The organism is Mycobacterium sp. RTGN4 (genome assembly GCF_033804635.1).
In the GTDB taxonomy this organism is placed as follows: Bacteria; Actinomycetota; Actinomycetes; order Mycobacteriales; family Mycobacteriaceae; genus Mycobacterium.
In genome coordinates, this window is sequence record NZ_JAPZLB010000003.1 from 582,836 (window position 1) to 598,510 (window position 15,675).

Consider the following 15,675-nt stretch of genomic DNA (forward strand, 5'->3'; position numbering starts at 1 on the left):
TACGGTCAACTGTCGCAAAAATCGTGCCAAAACTGCAGGTCAGAAAATCGCTTGTGGGTTTTGGGTGTTAGCTTTATTGTCAGATGCGCCCATTAGGGCACACATCTCGACGACGAAAGGAGGGTCACCAACATGAAGAATTCGAACACGCTCAGCGGAGTAGGCGTTGTCGGTATGTCGTGGACCTTCCACGCCGCCGGCACCGCCGCTCCGGCGGCTCGCTCCGCTATTACGGCGCTGCACGCGTTTCCGCGACCCAAGCGCCACGCCGCAGCCGCCACCGTCGCGTCCGTGAATAGAGGCTCCACCTAGGTAAGCCTCGACAAGCCAAATGGCCACGGACCCGACACCACCGGATCCGTGGCCATAGTTTTTTCGGAAGCCCGAAGGAACCTGGTCTCAGATCCATCAGAAGACGAACAGATGGCTCAGAACGAACAACGACCAGGAAGCAGGGAAGTCGACATGTCGGTCGAGACGTGCCGGAACGCTTGCCAGACAGCCGAACTGCCGGAACTGCCGTGTCACAGCGGCGAACCCGACCTGTGGTTCGCCGAGAACCCCTCCGAGCTCGAGCAGGCCAAGGCCTTATGCGCGGACTGCCCGATTCGGCGGGAGTGCTTGACCGCCGCGCTGGAGCGGGAAGAGCCGTGGGGCGTCTGGGGTGGCGAGATCGTCGAGCGTGGTGTGATCGTCGCCCGCAAGCGGCCCCGTGGCCGGCCCAGGAAGAATTCGCAGCCGGCGGCAGCGTGATCGAGGGGCCGCCTGACGCCGTATTGAGCGTCAGGCGGCAACCTCACGGCGCGAAGCCTGGAATCAGTTCGGTGGCAAGGGCTTTGGTGGGGATGTGCGCGTCCAGCTGACATGAGATCGCGACGTTGGACGCGATGACCCGCATCGGGATGGCCAACTTGGCCGGGATGTCCATCTGCCTGGCCGTCCTGATCGTGTCGGCCGACATGCTGTCCACGTGGCCGGCCGCCATCCGCTGAAGCCACTTGCGGGTGTAGTGGAACACCTCGACCTCAAGCGGTTCCACGTACTGGCGCAGCATGTCGTCGATCTCGGTGATCGACACCTGTTGGCCCTTCTGAATGAAGCCGACCCGCTCCATCGTCGGCAGCAGGTTGTCGTAGTCCTTCTCCTGCGCGTAGCGGACGGTCAGGCCCAGTTCGACGGGAATGCCACCGGGCATGGGGGCGACGGCACCGAAGTCGATGACGCCCATCTTGTCGTCGGGCAGCAGCATGAAGTTCCCGGGATGCGCGTCGCCGTGCATCATTTCGAGCCGGCGCGGCGCGTCGTAGGTGAGCTCGAACAGCCGGGTGCCCATGAGGTCGCGCTCTTCAACGGTGCCCTCGCGGATGATCTTCGCCAGCGGGACGCCTTCCATCCACTCCGCGATGACGACCTTCGGGGCGCTGGCGACGATGGCGGGCACGACGAAGTGCGGGTGGTCCTTGTAGGCCTTCGCGAAGGCGCGTTGATTCTCGGCCTCGAGTCGGTAGTCCAGCTCCATCTCGGTGCGTTCGATCAGTTCGTCGACGACGCCCTGGATGTCGGCGCCAGGGGCGAGTTGCTTGAACACCGACACCATGCGCTTCATCGTCTTCAGATCGGCGCGAAGCGCCTCGTCTGCGCCGGGGTACTGGATCTTGACGGCGACCTCACGGCCGTCGTTCCACACGCCCTTGTGAACCTGGCCGATGCTGGCCGACGCGACCGGTTCGTCGTCGAACGAGCTGAATCGGTCGCGCCACTTGGTGCCGAGCTGAGCGTCCAGCACGCGATGCACCTTGGCCGCGGGCAGCGGTGGCGCGTCCTTCTGTAGCTTCGTCAGCGCCTCGCGGTAGGGCGCAGCGAACTGATCGGGTACGGCGGCCTCCATGACGGAGAGCGCCTGCCCGACCTTCATCGCGCCGCCCTTGAGCTCACCGAGCACCGTGAAGAGCTGGTTGGCCGCCTTTTCAATCAATTCGGCGTTGACGTCGTCCCTGGACTTGCCGGTCAGCCGTTTGCCGAAGCCGAGCGCCGCGCGCCCCGCGAAGCCGACGGGCAAGCTCGCCAACTTCGCATTGCGGGCGGCTTGGCCGCGCCTGATGTCTGCCACCCGACCATTGTCCACGACCACCCTGGGTGGCCCCATCTGGCGTGCCGAACTGCACGTAAGTCATTGCAGTCGGGCGTCAACACTCGCATCGCGGATGCCGTGACCATCGTCTGGCGGTGGTCGTGCCTGCATCGACGTCGAACTCGAGTGTGGTGTCCAGGGTCGGCAGTGGCCCGCTGGCTCGAGCGTCGTGCCCATCGCCGATTGCGCTGATGACCCGATGGACCTGGTTGAGCGCCAAGGCTGCGGTGGCGAGCACGGTGGCCCTGTCGGCGTTGCCCACCGCGCCCCGTAGCTGGGCGGCCACGGCAGGCCAGTCGGCGTCACGGTCGCTTCGGTGGAGGTCTGCACAGCGCAAACAACTCGTCACGCCCGGAATGACGAGGGGGCCGATCAATCCGATGCCGTCACGCACGCGGACCGGCAGGTGCGCGACCTCGGCCTCATGCAGGTCACGCACCAGGCGCGGGTCGGATACCAGGAAGTCCGTCAGGACCACGAGGTCCGCCGTGGCAGGCGTGACCACGGCGTGGCCGAGGTTGCTGTGACGGACCCTGGCTCCCGAGCATCGCAGCCCGCTGGTCATGAGATCCGATAGCGGCCCGCGGCCGTGGATGCGGACGGAGGCCGAACGCTTCCGTGGACGGTCGATGGTGACCAATCCCGCCGCGGTCAGCGATGCGACGAGGTCGGACATCGCAGCCGACGCTGCGATGCCCCGATCGAGTGCCAGCGTGCAGAGCTCGGAGACGACGACGCCCGATTGCATGGCCCGCAGCAGGTCGGCCAGCGCGGGTGCGCTCAGCCCCTCGGGCGGGCGGACCAACTTTGCGCGCCGCGGATCCCAACCCACCTGAACAACGCCGTCCGGTCGGATCAGCACCGGCAGCGCCGGGTTGAGCGTATGCCGCAACACGACTCGACTGTGCCACGAAAGCGCGGGCCGACGAATTAGTTATCCACAGGCCCGCGTAGACCGAGTTAGTTGCCGTCTTGCTCGCGCTCGAGGTCGGCGATTGCCTCGTCGAAGCCGCTGGTGTCGCCGCCGACGATGCGATCGATGAACGCCGCGGGTTCGTCGAGATCCTCGGCGCCGGGGAGCAGATCGGGGTGCTGCCACACCGCGTCGCGGGCATCGGAGCCGACCGCTGCGGTCAGCCGCTCCCACAACACCGCGGCCTCGCGCAGCTTGCGGGGCCGCAGTTCGAGCCCGACGAGCGTGGCGAAGGTCTGCTCGGCGGGTCCGCCCGTGGCGCGGCGGCGCCGCAGCGTTTCGCTGAGGGCGGACGTGCCGGGGATGCGGTCGCCGAGCGCCTCGCCAACCACGGTCTGCACCCACCCGTCGATCAGGGCGAGCAGCGTCTCGAGCCGTTCGAGGGCCGCGACCTGCTCCGGAGTGGCCTTTGGCTCGAAGATGCCCTGATTGAGCAGTTGCTCCATAGCGGCCGGATCGCCAAGCATCTCGGGATTGAAACCCTGGGCCAGACCCTCGATGCCGCTCGTGTCGACCTTCATGCCCTTGGCGAACGCCTCGATGGCGCTGAGCAGTTGGCTGGACAACCACGGCACGTGGCTGAACAGGCGGTGGTGCGCGGCTTCCCTGGCGGCCAGGAATATCAGGATCTCACTGCGTGGCTGCTCGAGGTCTTCACCGAGCGCCTCGATGGCCTCCGGCATCAGGGCGGCCACCCCCTTGGGGCCGAGCGGAATCCCAATGTCGGTGGAGGTCAACACTTCTCGCGACAGCTTGCCGAGCGCCTGGCCCAATTGCGAACCGAATGCCATACCGCCCATCTGCGACATCATCGCCAGCAGGGGACCGGCCATGCTCTTGGCCTCTTCGGGCAGCGTCGACGCCCAGACCGTCGAGATCTGCTCGGCCACCGGGTCGCACAGTCGCTTCCAGGTGTTCATCGTGTTGTCGACCCAGTCGCTTGGGGTCCACGCGACCGATTGCGTCGTCCCGGCAGGCAGCGCGGTGACGCCGTCCAGCCAGGTTTCGGCCAGCCGGACGGCGTCGGCCACGGCGCTGCTGGTCTGCTCGGAAACGGGATTGACGAACCCGATCGAGCTTCCCGCCAGTTGCCGGGCAAGGTCGTAGTTGACCGGTCCGGACTGTTGGCCACCGCCCATGACGTTGCCTGCACCGCTGAACATCTCGCCAAGCTTGGCAAAGATCTGGCCGAGGTCGGCCATGTCGAAATCGCCCCCGCCGATACCGAAGGGATCCGAACCCGAACCGGAGTCTGGGTCCTTCTTGCGCTTGTCTCGATCGGGGTCATCTCCCGGGGAGAAGCCGAAGGGCAGGTCAGCCATGCTTCAACGGTACTCACCGCACGCGCCGGCGGTGGGGTTGCGGGTCACGCTGTGAGTGAACCCACCGGCGGGCCGAACCCCGTGACCGGGGAATCGGTTGCATCGAGCCTTAGTGTGGGCGTCGTGAACAGGCGGATCTTGACCGTGCTGGTGGCCCTCGTGCCGATATTGGCCTTCGGCGTACTGCTGTCGGCAGTGACGGTGCCGTTCGTGGCGTTGGGCCCGGGCCCGACGTTCGACACGCTCGGTGAGGTCGACGGCAAGCAGGTCGTGGACATCCAGGGGACTCCGGTGCATCCGACGTCCGGGCACCTCAACATGACCACGGTGTCCCAAAGTGACGGGCTGACGCTCGGTCAGGCGCTGACGCTGTGGTTGTCGGGCCGCGATCAGCTGGTGCCGCGCGATCTGGTCTATCCGCCGGACAAGTCGAAGGACGAGATCGACAAGGCCAATTCGACGGATTTCAAGCAGTCCGAGGACAGCGCGGAGTACGCCGCCCTGTCATTTCTGGGGAAGTATCCCTCGGCAGTGACGGTCCAGACGGTGACCGACAAGGGCCCGTCGACTGGCCTTCTGAAGCCAGGGGATGCCATCGACTTGGTGAACAACAAACCGGTGGCGAACCTCGACGAGTTCACCTCGGTGCTCAAGGCCACCAAGCCAGGTGACACGTTCGTCGTCGACTATCGGCGCAAGAGCGGAGAGTTGGGCACCGCGACGATCACGTTGGGGGACAACCCGGACCGTGACTACGGATTTCTTGGCATCGGCGTGCTGGACGCGCCGTGGGCACCGTTCACCATCGACTTCAACCTCGCGAACATCGGCGGCCCCTCCGCCGGGTTGATGTTCAGCCTCGCCGTGGTCGACAAGCTCACCACTGGAGACGTCAACGGCGGCAAGTTCGTCGCGGGCACGGGCACGATCACCAGCGATGGCAAGGTGGGCCCGATCGGCGGCATCACCCACAAGATGGAGGCCGCGGTCGAAGCGGGTGCGACGGTGTTCCTGGTGCCCGCGGACAACTGTGCCGAGGCGAAGTCGGCCCACGACGACGACTTGCGGCTGATCAAGGTGGACACCCTTGCCGACGCGGTATCAGGGCTGAAGACCTATTCCGCCGGTGGCGAACCTCCCGGATGCTGAGCGGTCCCTGCGCGACCGTTGCGTAGAGTTGTGCCACGTCGACGCGATGATCGAGCCTGACGTCATGAGTACTGGACACCTGGACTGGAGTTGACGAGTGGGGATGCGGCCCGCGGCGAAGATGCCGAAGCTAACCCGGCGGAGCCGGATACTGATCGCGATCGCGCTCGCCGCCGTGCTGCTTTTGCTGATCGGACCGAAGCTGATCGACGCCTACGTCAACTGGCTGTGGTTCGGTGAGCTCGGCTACCGCTCGGTGTTCACCACCACGCTCTTCACCAAGCTGATCGTCTTTCTGGTGGTGGGCGTGCTGATCGGCGCGGTCGTCTTTGCCGCGCTTGCGTTGGCGTACCGCACCCGACCGGTCTTCGTCCCGACCGCAGGGCCCAACGACCCGATCGCGCGCTACCGCACCATCGCGATGTCGCGGCTCAAGCTCTTCGGCTTCGGCATCCCGGTGTTCATCGGGGTGATTGCCGGCGCCATCGCGCAGCTCGACTGGATTCGGGTGCAACTCTTCCTGCACGGGGGAACCTTCGGCATAGCCGACCCCCAGTTCGGCATGGATCTTGGCTTCTACGCGTTCGACCTGCCGTTCTACCGAATGGTGCTGACCTATCTGTTCACGGCCACGTTCCTCGCGTTCATCGCGAACCTGTTGGGCCACTATCTGTTCGGGGGCATCCGGCTGGCGGGGCGCAGCGGCGCGCTGAGCAAGTCGGCGCGCATCCAGCTGGTCACCCTGGTCGGAACGCTGGTACTGCTCAAGGCATTTGCGTACTGGCTCGACCGCTACGAGCTGCTGAGCCACACCCGCGGCGGCAAGCCGTTCACCGGCGCGGGGTACACCGACATCAACGCGGTGTTGCCCGCCAAGCTGATCCTGTTGGCCATCGCGGTGATCTGTGCGGTCGCCGTGTTCTCCGCGATAGTGCTGCAAGACTTGCGGATTCCCGCGATCGGCGTGGTGCTGCTGCTGCTGTCGTCCCTCATCGTTGGTGCGGGCTGGCCACTGATCGTCGAGCAGTTCAGCGTGAAACCCAATGCCGCGCAGAAGGAAAGCGAATACATCAGTCGAAGTATCACGGCTACCAGACAGGCTTACGGCCTGACCGACGACGTCGTGACCTACCGCGACTACAGCGGCGACGCGCAGACCACTGCGCAACAGGTCGCAGCTGACCGTGCGACGACCTCCAACATCCGGCTCCTCGACCCCACCATCGTCGCTCCGGCGTTCACGCAGTTCCAGCAGGGCAAGAACTTTTACTACTTCCCCGACCAGCTGGCCATCGACCGCTACAACGGCCCCGACGGCAACCTGCGTGACTTCGTCGTCGCGGCGCGCGAACTCAACCCGGACCGGCTGATCGACAACCAGCGCGACTGGATCAACCGGCACACCGTCTACACCCATGGCAACGGCTTCATCGCCTCGCCGGCCAACACGGTGCGGGGCGTGGCCAACGATCCCAACCAGAACGGTGGGTATCCGGAGTTCCTTGCCAGCGTCGTCGGCGCCAATGGCACTGTGGTGCAACCGGGTCCGGCTCCGCTGGACCAGCCGCGCGTCTACTTTGGGCCCGTCATCTCGAATACGGCGGCCGACTACGCGATCGTCGGCAAGAACGGCAACGACCGCGAATACGACTACGAAACCAACACCGAGACCAAGAACTACACCTACGCGGGTACGGGCGGCGTTCCGATCGGTAATTGGCTGACGAAGACGGTGTTCGCAGCCAAGTTCGCCGAGCGCAACTTCTTGTTCTCCGACGTCATCGGGCCGAACAGCAAGATCCTGTTCAACCGTGACCCAACCAAACGCGTGGAGGCGGTGGCGCCGTGGTTGACCACCGACACCGGGGCGTACCCCGCGATCGTCAACAAGCGGATGGTGTGGATCGTCGACGGGTACACCACCCTGGACAACTTCCCGTACTCCGAGCTGACCAGTCTGTCGTCGGCCACCGCCGACTCCAACGAGGTTGGGCTCAACCGGCTTCCGCTGGACAAGCAGGTGAACTACATCCGCAACTCGGTGAAGGCCACCGTCGACGCGTACGACGGGACCGTCACGCTGTACGCGCAGGACGAGAACGACCCGGTGCTCAAGGCGTGGGAGTCCGTCTTCCCCGGCACCGTCAAGCCCAAGAGTGACATCAGCCCCGAACTTCAGGCGCACCTGCGCTACCCCGAGGACCTGTTCAAGGTGCAGCGGGCGCTGTTGGCCAAGTATCACGTCAACGATCCGGTGACGTTCTTCTCCACGTCGGACTTCTGGGACGTGCCCCTTGATCCGAACCCGACGGCCAGCAGCTTCCAGCCGCCGTACTACATCGTCGCGAAGGACATTGCACAGAACGACAATTCGGCGTCCTTCCAGCTCACCAGTGCGATGAACAGGTTCCGCCGGGACTTCCTGGCGGCCTACATCAGCGCGAGCTCGGACCCGGGGACGTACGGCAAGATCACCGTGCTGACCATCCCAGGCCAAGTCAACGGGCCCAAGCTGGCCAACAACGCGATCACCACCGACACCGCGGTCAGTCAGGACCTCGGCGTCATCGGTCGCGACAACCAGAACCGCATCCGGTGGGGCAACCTGCTGACGTTGCCGGTGGCCCAAGGCGGGCTGCTCTACGTGGAGCCCGTCTACGCCTCGCCAGGGGCCAGCGACGCGCAGTCGTCGTACCCGCGTCTCATCCGCGTGGCGATGATGTACAACGACAAGGTCGGCTACGGGCCGACGGTGAGCGCGGCGCTGACCGAGTTGTTCGGTCCGGGTGCCGGGGCGACGGCCACCGGGCCCGAGCCGACTGACGCGCCCGCTGGGCAGTCGCCAGCGGTGCCGCAGGGCCAACAGGTGCCACCGGCCGCAGCGCCGGGTAAGGCGCCGGAGGTGCCGACTCCCATCGCGGTAGTTCCGCCGGGCGGTCCCCAGCAGATCTCGGCAGCGAAAGCAGCAGCGCTGCAAGAGGTTACCTCTGCGCTGGACAACGTCCAGCAGACCCAGAAGAGCGGCAACTTCGCAGACTACGGGCAGGCGCTGCAGCAGCTGGACGACGCGATGAACAAGTATCGGGCGGCCAAGTAGGCCGTCGGTGCTGGGAAGTTGCTGAACTGATGCTCCCTGTCAGAGGCCGCACAATTGAGTGGCGGACCCGGGGAGGGAGCGGGGATACCGCTGACGGCGTCGCAGGTGCTTGGCTCGGCCCCGGAGGCGACGACGGGGGCTGGCATCCGTCTTGTCCCCTCGCTTGCCGACATTTGGCGTGCGGGTCACCGACGACAAGCTGCAGATCATGATCGGCCCGGGGTGCAACTACGTCACCAAGCTGACGCTGTGGTTCGACGACTATGACCCGAAGCTTGTGTTGACCTCGTTGGATCCTCAGGCTACGAGTGACCACCGCGCTGCCGGAGAGCTTCGACTGGCGCACGGCCAAGGAGATCTCCATCGAAGTGCTTTCGGCACCAGGGGGCTTTCCGGGGACCGCGAATATGTCTGACGTCGTGAACGATTCACCACAGCATCCCGTCGACACCTACGGGTTTCAGGGCGTGGGTTGGCTCACCGAGACCGAAGCTGCCGCCCGGGACGGCAAGGCGTTTCTGGCGCCGTGCACCCCAGATCCGGGGAAGAAGTGAGACCTCGTCACCCCTGTTGAGCACGCGATTTGGACTGCAACGGTGTAGTCGGTAACGTTGTGTTCACCAACGCGGGGTGGAGCAGCTCGGTAGCTCGCTGGGCTCATAACCCAGAGGTCGCAGGTTCGAATCCTGTCCCCGCTACCAGGTAAAACGGCCCCCGGAGATGCCTCCGGGGGCCGTTTTCATGCCGCTTGTGAACGGATTTGTGAACATTAGCCTTGCTCATCATCTGGGTCGGGGTCCCAACCGTCCCCGATGAGGAAGGACGCGGCCTGCTGGGCCGCCTCACGGTCGTCGTTCGTGATCACGTGGGCGTAGGTCTGGAGGAAGAATCCGACGTCCGCGTGTCCGATTCGTTCGCTGAGAATCTTCGGGCTGACACCGGCTTTCAGTGCGCCGGTGGCATACGAGTGGCGCAGATCGTGGAACGTGATCCGCGAGAGCCCCGCGGCGGCGGCGAGGCGGTCGAATCGCTGTCTGATCGTGTCCGGATGTGGTGGGCGGCCGTCCTCGAAGGTGAACACGTAATCGCCGGGGTGATAGTCGGCGCCGAAGAATTCGCTCTCGCCGTCTTGATGTTCGCGCCATCTGCGCAGTGCCGCGACGGTGGCCCGATCGATCGATATCGTCTGGTCGGCATTCTCGGTTTTGCCACCCGCTTTGTCCCGCGCGTGGCCAGCGACGACGACCCGGTTGTCGTGCACGGTGATCTCGCCGGCGTCGAGGTCGACGGCTGACCACTTGAGACCACAAATCTGGCCCCGTCGGATCCCGGTTGTCAGTTCGAGGAGGAAGAGCGGTGCGAACCGGTCGTGCTGCACCGACAGGAGGAAGGCTTGGATCTGGTCGGGCGTCCACACCATGCGACGCTTTCGAGGCCGTTTGGGTGGTTTGATGTTGCTTGCCGGGTTGTAAGCGATGTACTTCCAGGCGACGGCATCAACGAGCGCGCGGTGGATCATCGCATGGATGTTGCGTACCGTTTTGGGTGCAAGGCCACTGGTCATCGGTTTGGCGATGATGCCGGATCTGTACCGCCGAACCGCCGCTCGTGCTGCGTGGATCGTCGTCTTACATGCGTCGGAAACCTCACGAGCCGTGGGGTTTTCGCCCTTGATGACCCGATCCGACCAGTAGACGTACATCTCGCTGTTGCGGTCGCGCTTGACGCGTCCTTCCGCGAGCAGCTTCCCGTAAAGCTTCAACAGTTGGGGTTCGTCGAGGCTCTGGAGGCGTTGGCCGCCGATCCGGGGAATGACGTATGCCCGGGCGTAGTCCTTCCAGTTCTGCCACGTTGTGGCGTCGATCGACGGTTCGATAGCCGTGAACCATTCGTTGAGGAATTGGGCGACTGTGCGAGTCGCGGGCCTTACGACGCGGCCGCGGTCAGCTTCGCGCATCGCGTCGCGGCAGGCGGTCCATGCTTCCTTCTTAGTGGCGAAGCCGCCCTTGCTGATCCAAGGGTAGACGCCGGTCGACGGATCCTGTTCAGGGCTGCGGAAGCGGTACGTCCATGTCTTACCACGCTGGTAGACAGTGCCTTTCACTATGCGACCAACTCTCGAAGCTGAGCGGTCACGATGTAGACACGACCGCCGAACCTGCGCACTGGAAGTTCGCCCGAAGCGGCGAGTCGATACGCCGCCGCGCGGCTGATGCCCAGGATTTCCGCGGCCCGGGGGACGGCAAGGAGCAGCGGCAATTGGTCAAAGACGTTGTTCTCCAATTGTTTCACCTCCTCTTGAATCGAATTCGGAAATATGCCGGCCGACCGAGCCTGGCCGCATTTGAGGACTGCAGCGGGGACAGAATGTCGCCGCCTCGGTTCCGTTCGGCAGAGTGATGGTGATGGTCCGCGACTGATCGTCTTCGCACTCGCCGCACCAAGAGATGCCACGTCGGAGCGACGAGTTCGGTGGCGTTGGGAGCTCAGCAAGGTGGCGTGCAAGGACTGCGGCCGGGTACCGGACTCCCTCTGGACTTCGTGACAGGTGAGCCTTGAGACTCTGCGCGGTCCATCCCGACGCCAGGGCGCGCTCAATTGCCGGCGAGAGCTTCGCCGCTTCCCGGTCGCTGAGCCGCCAAGGCTCTGGCATGGATCGTAGAAAGCGCGACGGTTCGGATGGGGATTCTTCTGGAGGATTCAAGGCGTCTGTACGTCGGACCCCCGGGGGGTCCAGATCTTGGACCCTCCCGGTCTCGGTGGGAGACCCCGCCCGTCCCGCCTGCGGACCGGGGGGTCCTGGATTTGGACCGGCCTTGAGGTGAGCCGCATCTGGATGATGGAGGAAGTACCGACTGCATCGCTGGGCCCCTGATTCGTGATACTGAGCGACTCGCGTGATAAGCCCTTCGCGCTCAAGTCTGTTTAGGGCGTTGAGGACTGTGCTTCGCGCGGCGCACGACTCTGCCATGAGCGTTCGGACTGACGGGTAGCAAGAAAACTGCTCATCTGCTTTGTTCGCAAGGAGAATGAGGATGAGCCTCATCGTCGGCGAACCGACGTTGATATCAGTCGCCCAGTCGAGGGCCTTCCAGCTCATCGGCTAGGAAGGGATGGAATCGAGTCGCGGACGGGGATTGGCTGACACCTCAAGTCTGAAACGAACAAGTGGCGCTGTCCTTACCCACGTCACATCATGGCGACGAATCGGCATGTTTTGTAAGTGATCTCGCATGAGGCAGAACGTATGCCGACACTTGGAACGCAGTCCACCACCTGAGCCACATTGGGCCGGGAGGATACGGGAATTCGTCGTTTGTCTTCGGCCGTCGTTGATGCACAGCGAATTCCAGGGCAGGGACGACGTCCCTTTTGGGGCGCCGCAGCGTTTCCTAAATGGCGATGGCCGCATCGCTTCGGCACAATGGGAAACGTGAGCGGTGAGGGCGAGACGGAGTATTGGTTGTCGGTGCTTGGGATTCGGGAGTCATTGGCGCAGTCCGACGAAGACATTGCGGCCGGCCGCACGTACGGGGAGGCCGAAGTACGTGCGCTTCTAGTCGATATGCGCGCCGAGTTGGCTGCGGCCGACGCCGACTATGCTTCCGGAAACACGGTCAGCGGAGAGGAATTGCGGCGCCGTCACGGATTGTCGTGATCGTCGCCAGCTGAGAGCGGATCCTTGAGCGTTTCCAGGTTGGCCTCATAGACTTGCTGGGCGTAGGCGTCGATGCCGAGCGCCGGCGCGGCCCGGGTTGTGTACGCGTGTAGGCCGCTACGCAAGTGCTCGGCTGCATCCATGGTGTCCACGATAGGACGATTAGCGACGTAGGACCGACGAAGGGCGACCGCGGCGAGCATGCTGCGCAGTGCGGGGTCCGGATAGGCCGCAGCGGTAGAGCGAATGAGCGGGTCAATGTCGAACCGGTTCACCCTGGTCAGCACGGACGACACCGCGGATAACCCTTCTGGGGCCACCGCCCGGATGACTCTGGGTAGCTCAACTTCAGCCAAAGCAGATGTTATCCAACGTATTCGGTGCGTCCGTCGAGCCAGTCACCTAGTTGGTCGGACTCGGCTCCTATTCGAATCAGCTTTACCAGGGTCGAGGTATCGAGGTAGATGACGGGGCTAGTACCGTTCCTCGGCGCGCATTTGCTGCAGCAGCATGCTCGCGTCGAGACCGCCCTGCATAGGAATGGTGGGACGAGGCGCCCGGCCGCGCGCTGTCGCCGGTTGAACCCTGCCTGAACTGATCAACGCGTCAAGCGGGCCGGCGGAAGCCGGGATTATTCGGGCGATCACCTCTCCGCGCTCAGTGAGGGTGATCTCCTCGCCACGCTTCACGCGGGCCAACACCTTTGACGTCTCTTGGTTGAGCACTCGTATGGATACTTCACTCACACAGCCAGTGTCGTACATATGTGTTCTACACGCCACGGGTGGGCTTGGCCTCCTGCCGTCACGCGAGCCGGTCAGGGGAGTGCCCGGGAGCGTGGACGGGGTAGGGGTTTCGGCGATCGCCGCCTCCCACGGGGTGCAGCGTCACGACCTTAGGTGCGTTGATTGCGGTCCTTGTACTTCACAAATCCGTCGACCGCCTGCGGGGTCACACCCAGTTGCGCTGCAATCCACGGGAATCCCCGACCAAGTTCAATCAGTCGCCTTGCCGCGGCCCGTCGACGCTCTCGGGCATCGGCTAGGGCGGTCGTCAACCTCTCCATCTCGGCATGCGCCGCGAGCAGCTCCTCGACTGCGCTGCTCTCATCCACCCTAGGGCTCGCTTCAATCGTCAGATGTGTAGCCGTAATCCGGTATTCCGGATTATTCCAGAGTGACTTGATGGGTTCCCACTGCCCTGCCGGATCGTCCTATGCAGAGACCAGCTGTCGATCGGGCCGCGCTGCGAGCTCCACCGCCGCGTGCAGCGTGTCATTGATTAGACGTTCTAAAGCTTCGTAGGTGAAGTGAACTGTCGAGCCTGACGTAAGCTTCAGTGATATTAGCCGGCCATGGCGATCGACTGACACCACTACCTCGCCGCCGGCGCTCGATACTCGGACTTCCGTGCTCGGCGACCGCCGTTGAAGTTCGTTCACCGCGGTCCGAATGCGTCCGATGCGATCCGCGACCTGCGTGGCTATAGCTGCTTCATAGTCCATGGCTCCAGCCCTCTCAGAAATCGATGGTCCGCGCGTACGCCGCGACTTGCGCCGCTGACCGAAGGGCGCACCGGTCTCCGTCATCGCTTCGCACCCGCTGATCGATAGCCAACTGAAAGCGCAGACGCGCCAGCGTATGCAGCCGCACAATCCGCATCGCCAACTCCTCCGCCGGCAGATCCATCACTGCCGGACTCAGCCGCACCCCAAGTGCGCCCCCATCGACTCCAATTGACACCACCAATTCACCGCGACCACTCGATGCTTCGTAGCCATCCATACCAGGACCTCCGAGCTCGTCCATCAAGACTGTCTTGATGCTAGACGGAGCATGACTGAATATCAAGACTGTCTTGATGCCGGTCTTTCGCCGGTTAGCCAGAGGACGAGGAGCGCGCTTTGACATTTGCCATCGTGTTGCTTATAGGCAACATGACGTGCGCATATGCGGTTGAAGTGAATGTGCTCGCGGAGTGGTGGATGTCGGCGGACGAGGTTACGGTGAGTCACATGAGTGTGGGCACGCCACCAGCCGCAGGTACGTCGCGGAGTTGGGTTTCCTGGCTAGCGCTTCTGTTGGGAGCGGTGGCAGTGGTTCTCGGTGCGCTTGCTCTGTTCGGTTCACCAGCGCCGGACGCGCCGTCAGCGCGATCGGCGGAAATGACACCACTCGCACCGCCTACCGAACAGAAGACCGCCAGAGGAGCTGATGCGTGCAGTGTCGCGGTGACAGCCACAGAGGCGATTGCCCGTGACCGACGTCCGTTCTTGGAGGCACCCCCGCAGTGGGACGATCCAGTCACCGCTGCGGCTCTCACCCGTGCGCAAGCCTCGGCGCTCGTCGAACTCGAGGCAATGGGGGCTGCGGTCGGACCTTCTACGCCGGCCCAACTCGCTGAGGCCATTGCGTCGTACCGCAGCGGAATCCTGGACACGCTTGACGCTGATACCCGGCGGCTGCCCGCCGCCATTTCCAACGCAGCATCTGACCGCGCGTCGGCGGCGGCACGAAAGATCACCACCTTTTGCAAAGGAGAATGAACATGCGGCGTATTGACCTTGACGCTGCGATGGCGCAATCCGCCAACGCAGACGCGCCGGAAGTGGGCGCTCCCACTGAGTCCAACACCGCGGCGGCCCCTGCGCTGTCAAAGGTTGTAGCTGACCTCGAACTGGCCGCGCATCAGGGCGCGACCCTGGTAGCAGCCCTAGATCAAAGGCTGACGTCTGGTTACTCCGCCCATCGGCAAGCAATTGCAACGCTCATGCACATCGACGCCGACAACGCTCAAGCGCTGACTGCCGTCAGCCACCTTTGACGGCTGGTAGCTCTATGGCAGCGGTGGCTCATGCTGGCAGCGGCATAGCGGGACTGATCGTTACACGCGACATCGAAATGCCTGATCCAGACTCTTTCACGCAGCTCGCAGCGGCGCACGCGGCGACAGCAGCACGACTGGAAGCTTCAGCAGAGCAGCTCCGTGTCGATAACCGAACACGTGAAACCGCCGCTCGCTCAACGGGATTTGAGATCGGACACCTCAAAATGAAGCAAGCTGAGATCGCGGCCGCGGGAGGGGCAGACTATTACGGGCGTCTGTCCGCAGCTGCGGGCTCTGTCGCCGCGGCGATCTCCGAAGTCGCCGCAGGACACACGGCCCTGATACTTCTCGCAGAGGCCGAGCTGCAGCGACCTAATGCTGACCAAGCGGAGATCATCCGTCGCTACCTGTCGACCGTCGCGTAATTCCCCCGGGGTGTCCGTCACGTAATTCCGCCACCCGGTGGGCCTCGGTGTAGGTCTACCGGGTGGGTTTGGTGTTGTCTACTGGCGCGCTAGC

General features: G+C 64.0%; 18 protein-coding genes, 1 tRNA gene and 1 pseudogene. 10 read left to right on the plus strand and 10 right to left on the minus strand.

The window, feature by feature from the left end; genetic code table 11:
- The first annotated feature begins 132 nt into the window (after positions 1-132).
- Together SLQ30_RS09775 and SLQ30_RS09780 are read left to right on the plus strand one after the other, a co-directional pair.
- Positions 133-312: a hypothetical protein gene (locus tag SLQ30_RS09775; RefSeq protein WP_319446047.1), complete on the plus strand. Its 180-nt coding sequence runs from the start codon at positions 133-135 to the stop codon at positions 310-312.
- Between the two features lie 153 nt (positions 313-465).
- A complete protein-coding gene (locus SLQ30_RS09780; protein WP_319446048.1) occupies positions 466-753 on the plus strand; it encodes a WhiB family transcriptional regulator in 288 nt (95 codons plus the stop codon).
- Between the two features lie 43 nt (positions 754-796).
- Here the strand turns inward: SLQ30_RS09780 and SLQ30_RS09785 are convergent, their stop codons facing one another.
- The 3 genes from SLQ30_RS09785 to SLQ30_RS09795 all read right to left on the minus strand — a co-directional run bounded on the left by SLQ30_RS09785 (position 797) and on the right by SLQ30_RS09795 (position 4,426).
- Positions 797-2,125 (minus strand): ABC1 kinase family protein, encoded by a 1,329-nt coding sequence (locus tag SLQ30_RS09785; protein WP_319446049.1) that lies wholly within the window; start codon positions 2,123-2,125, stop codon positions 797-799.
- Positions 2,126-2,186: 61 nt separating this feature from the next.
- Entirely contained in the window at positions 2,187-3,026 is an 840-nt protein-coding gene (locus SLQ30_RS09790; protein WP_319446050.1) for a cyclodehydratase, read from the minus strand.
- A 65-nt stretch (positions 3,027-3,091) separates the two neighbouring features.
- Entirely contained in the window at positions 3,092-4,426 is a 1,335-nt protein-coding gene (locus tag SLQ30_RS09795) for a zinc-dependent metalloprotease (protein WP_319446051.1), read from the minus strand.
- 123 nt (positions 4,427-4,549) lie between these two features.
- Between SLQ30_RS09795 and SLQ30_RS09800 the strand changes: the two genes are divergently transcribed.
- The 4 genes from SLQ30_RS09800 to SLQ30_RS09815 all read left to right on the plus strand — a co-directional run bounded on the left by SLQ30_RS09800 (position 4,550) and on the right by SLQ30_RS09815 (position 9,373).
- Positions 4,550-5,575, plus strand: coding sequence for a PDZ domain-containing protein (locus SLQ30_RS09800; protein WP_319446052.1), 1,026 nt, complete (start codon positions 4,550-4,552; stop codon positions 5,573-5,575).
- A 97-nt stretch (positions 5,576-5,672) separates the two neighbouring features.
- Positions 5,673-8,672 carry a UPF0182 family protein gene (locus tag SLQ30_RS09805; protein WP_319446053.1) on the plus strand — a complete coding sequence of 1,000 codons (3,000 nt, stop codon included), beginning with the start codon at positions 5,673-5,675 and terminating at the stop codon, positions 8,670-8,672.
- A 308-nt stretch (positions 8,673-8,980) separates the two neighbouring features.
- On the plus strand, positions 8,981-9,226 hold the full coding sequence (locus tag SLQ30_RS09810) for a hypothetical protein (RefSeq protein ID WP_319446054.1): 246 nt from the start codon (positions 8,981-8,983) through the stop codon (positions 9,224-9,226).
- Positions 9,227-9,296: 70 nt separating this feature from the next.
- Positions 9,297-9,373 (plus strand) — tRNA-Met (locus SLQ30_RS09815).
- Positions 9,374-9,441: 68 nt separating this feature from the next.
- On the opposite strand, the gene SLQ30_RS09820 is transcribed toward SLQ30_RS09815, so the two are convergent.
- Genes SLQ30_RS09820 through SLQ30_RS09830 form a run of 3 tightly spaced genes read right to left on the minus strand, consistent with a single transcriptional unit; the run spans position 9,442 to position 11,772 of the window.
- Positions 9,442-10,776, minus strand: coding sequence for a tyrosine-type recombinase/integrase (locus SLQ30_RS09820; protein ID WP_319446055.1), 1,335 nt, complete (start codon positions 10,774-10,776; stop codon positions 9,442-9,444).
- A complete protein-coding gene (locus tag SLQ30_RS09825; protein WP_319446056.1) occupies positions 10,776-10,964 on the minus strand; it encodes a helix-turn-helix domain-containing protein in 189 nt (62 codons plus the stop codon). Before SLQ30_RS09825 ends, SLQ30_RS09820 begins: the two co-directional genes overlap by 1 nt.
- A complete protein-coding gene (locus tag SLQ30_RS09830; protein WP_319446057.1) occupies positions 10,936-11,772 on the minus strand; it encodes a helix-turn-helix domain-containing protein in 837 nt (278 codons plus the stop codon). Before SLQ30_RS09830 ends, SLQ30_RS09825 begins: the two co-directional genes overlap by 29 nt.
- Before the next feature lie 333 nt (positions 11,773-12,105).
- Here SLQ30_RS09830 and SLQ30_RS09835 point away from each other — a divergent pair, with 333 nt between their 5' ends.
- Positions 12,106-12,330 carry a hypothetical protein gene (locus tag SLQ30_RS09835; RefSeq protein WP_319446058.1) on the plus strand — a complete coding sequence of 75 codons (225 nt, stop codon included), beginning with the start codon at positions 12,106-12,108 and terminating at the stop codon, positions 12,328-12,330.
- A gap of 200 nt (positions 12,331-12,530) precedes the next feature.
- Here SLQ30_RS09835 and SLQ30_RS33110 read toward each other — a convergent pair.
- The 4 genes and pseudogenes from SLQ30_RS33110 to SLQ30_RS33115 all read right to left on the minus strand — a co-directional run.
- A pseudogene (locus tag SLQ30_RS33110) lies at positions 12,531-12,796 on the minus strand (PIN domain-containing protein); the annotation flags it as partial.
- A 7-nt stretch (positions 12,797-12,803) separates the two neighbouring features.
- A complete protein-coding gene (locus SLQ30_RS09845; protein ID WP_319446060.1) occupies positions 12,804-13,076 on the minus strand; it encodes a type II toxin-antitoxin system prevent-host-death family antitoxin in 273 nt (90 codons plus the stop codon).
- Positions 13,077-13,225: 149 nt separating this feature from the next.
- Entirely contained in the window at positions 13,226-13,444 is a 219-nt protein-coding gene (locus SLQ30_RS09850) for a LuxR family transcriptional regulator (protein WP_319446061.1), read from the minus strand.
- A gap of 99 nt (positions 13,445-13,543) precedes the next feature.
- Complete coding sequence (locus tag SLQ30_RS33115) at positions 13,544-13,918, minus strand: YbaB/EbfC family nucleoid-associated protein (protein WP_413467971.1); 375 nt, start codon at positions 13,916-13,918, stop codon at positions 13,544-13,546.
- Positions 13,919-14,560: 642 nt separating this feature from the next.
- Between SLQ30_RS33115 and SLQ30_RS09855 the strand changes: the two genes are divergently transcribed.
- From SLQ30_RS09855 to SLQ30_RS09865, 3 genes are read left to right on the plus strand one after another with little or no spacing between them, the layout of a single operon-like run.
- On the plus strand, positions 14,561-14,875 hold the full coding sequence (locus tag SLQ30_RS09855) for a hypothetical protein (RefSeq protein ID WP_319446062.1): 315 nt from the start codon (positions 14,561-14,563) through the stop codon (positions 14,873-14,875).
- A 2-nt stretch (positions 14,876-14,877) separates the two neighbouring features.
- Positions 14,878-15,153, plus strand: coding sequence for a hypothetical protein (locus SLQ30_RS09860; RefSeq protein ID WP_319446063.1), 276 nt, complete (start codon positions 14,878-14,880; stop codon positions 15,151-15,153).
- A gap of 14 nt (positions 15,154-15,167) precedes the next feature.
- A complete protein-coding gene (locus tag SLQ30_RS09865) occupies positions 15,168-15,581 on the plus strand; it encodes a hypothetical protein (RefSeq protein ID WP_319446064.1) in 414 nt (137 codons plus the stop codon).
- Positions 15,582-15,675 lie beyond the last annotated feature (94 nt).

Excerpts from the sequence above, each read along its gene's own strand:
- SLQ30_RS33115 (WP_413467971.1), bottom strand. The coding sequence starts at position 13,918 with ATGACGGAGACCGGTGCGCCCTTCGGTCAGCGGCGCAAGTCGCGGCGT.
- SLQ30_RS09865 (WP_319446064.1), top strand. The coding sequence starts at position 15,168 with ATGGCAGCGGTGGCTCATGCTGGCAGCGGCATAGCGGGACTGATCGTT.
- SLQ30_RS09775 (WP_319446047.1), top strand. The coding sequence starts at position 133 with ATGAAGAATTCGAACACGCTCAGCGGAGTAGGCGTTGTCGGTATGTCG.
- SLQ30_RS09795 (WP_319446051.1), bottom strand. The coding sequence starts at position 4,426 with ATGGCTGACCTGCCCTTCGGCTTCTCCCCGGGAGATGACCCCGATCGA.
- SLQ30_RS09860 (WP_319446063.1), top strand. The coding sequence starts at position 14,878 with ATGCGGCGTATTGACCTTGACGCTGCGATGGCGCAATCCGCCAACGCA.
- SLQ30_RS09830 (WP_319446057.1), bottom strand. The coding sequence starts at position 11,772 with ATGAGCTGGAAGGCCCTCGACTGGGCGACTGATATCAACGTCGGTTCG.
- SLQ30_RS09780 (WP_319446048.1), top strand. The coding sequence starts at position 466 with ATGTCGGTCGAGACGTGCCGGAACGCTTGCCAGACAGCCGAACTGCCG.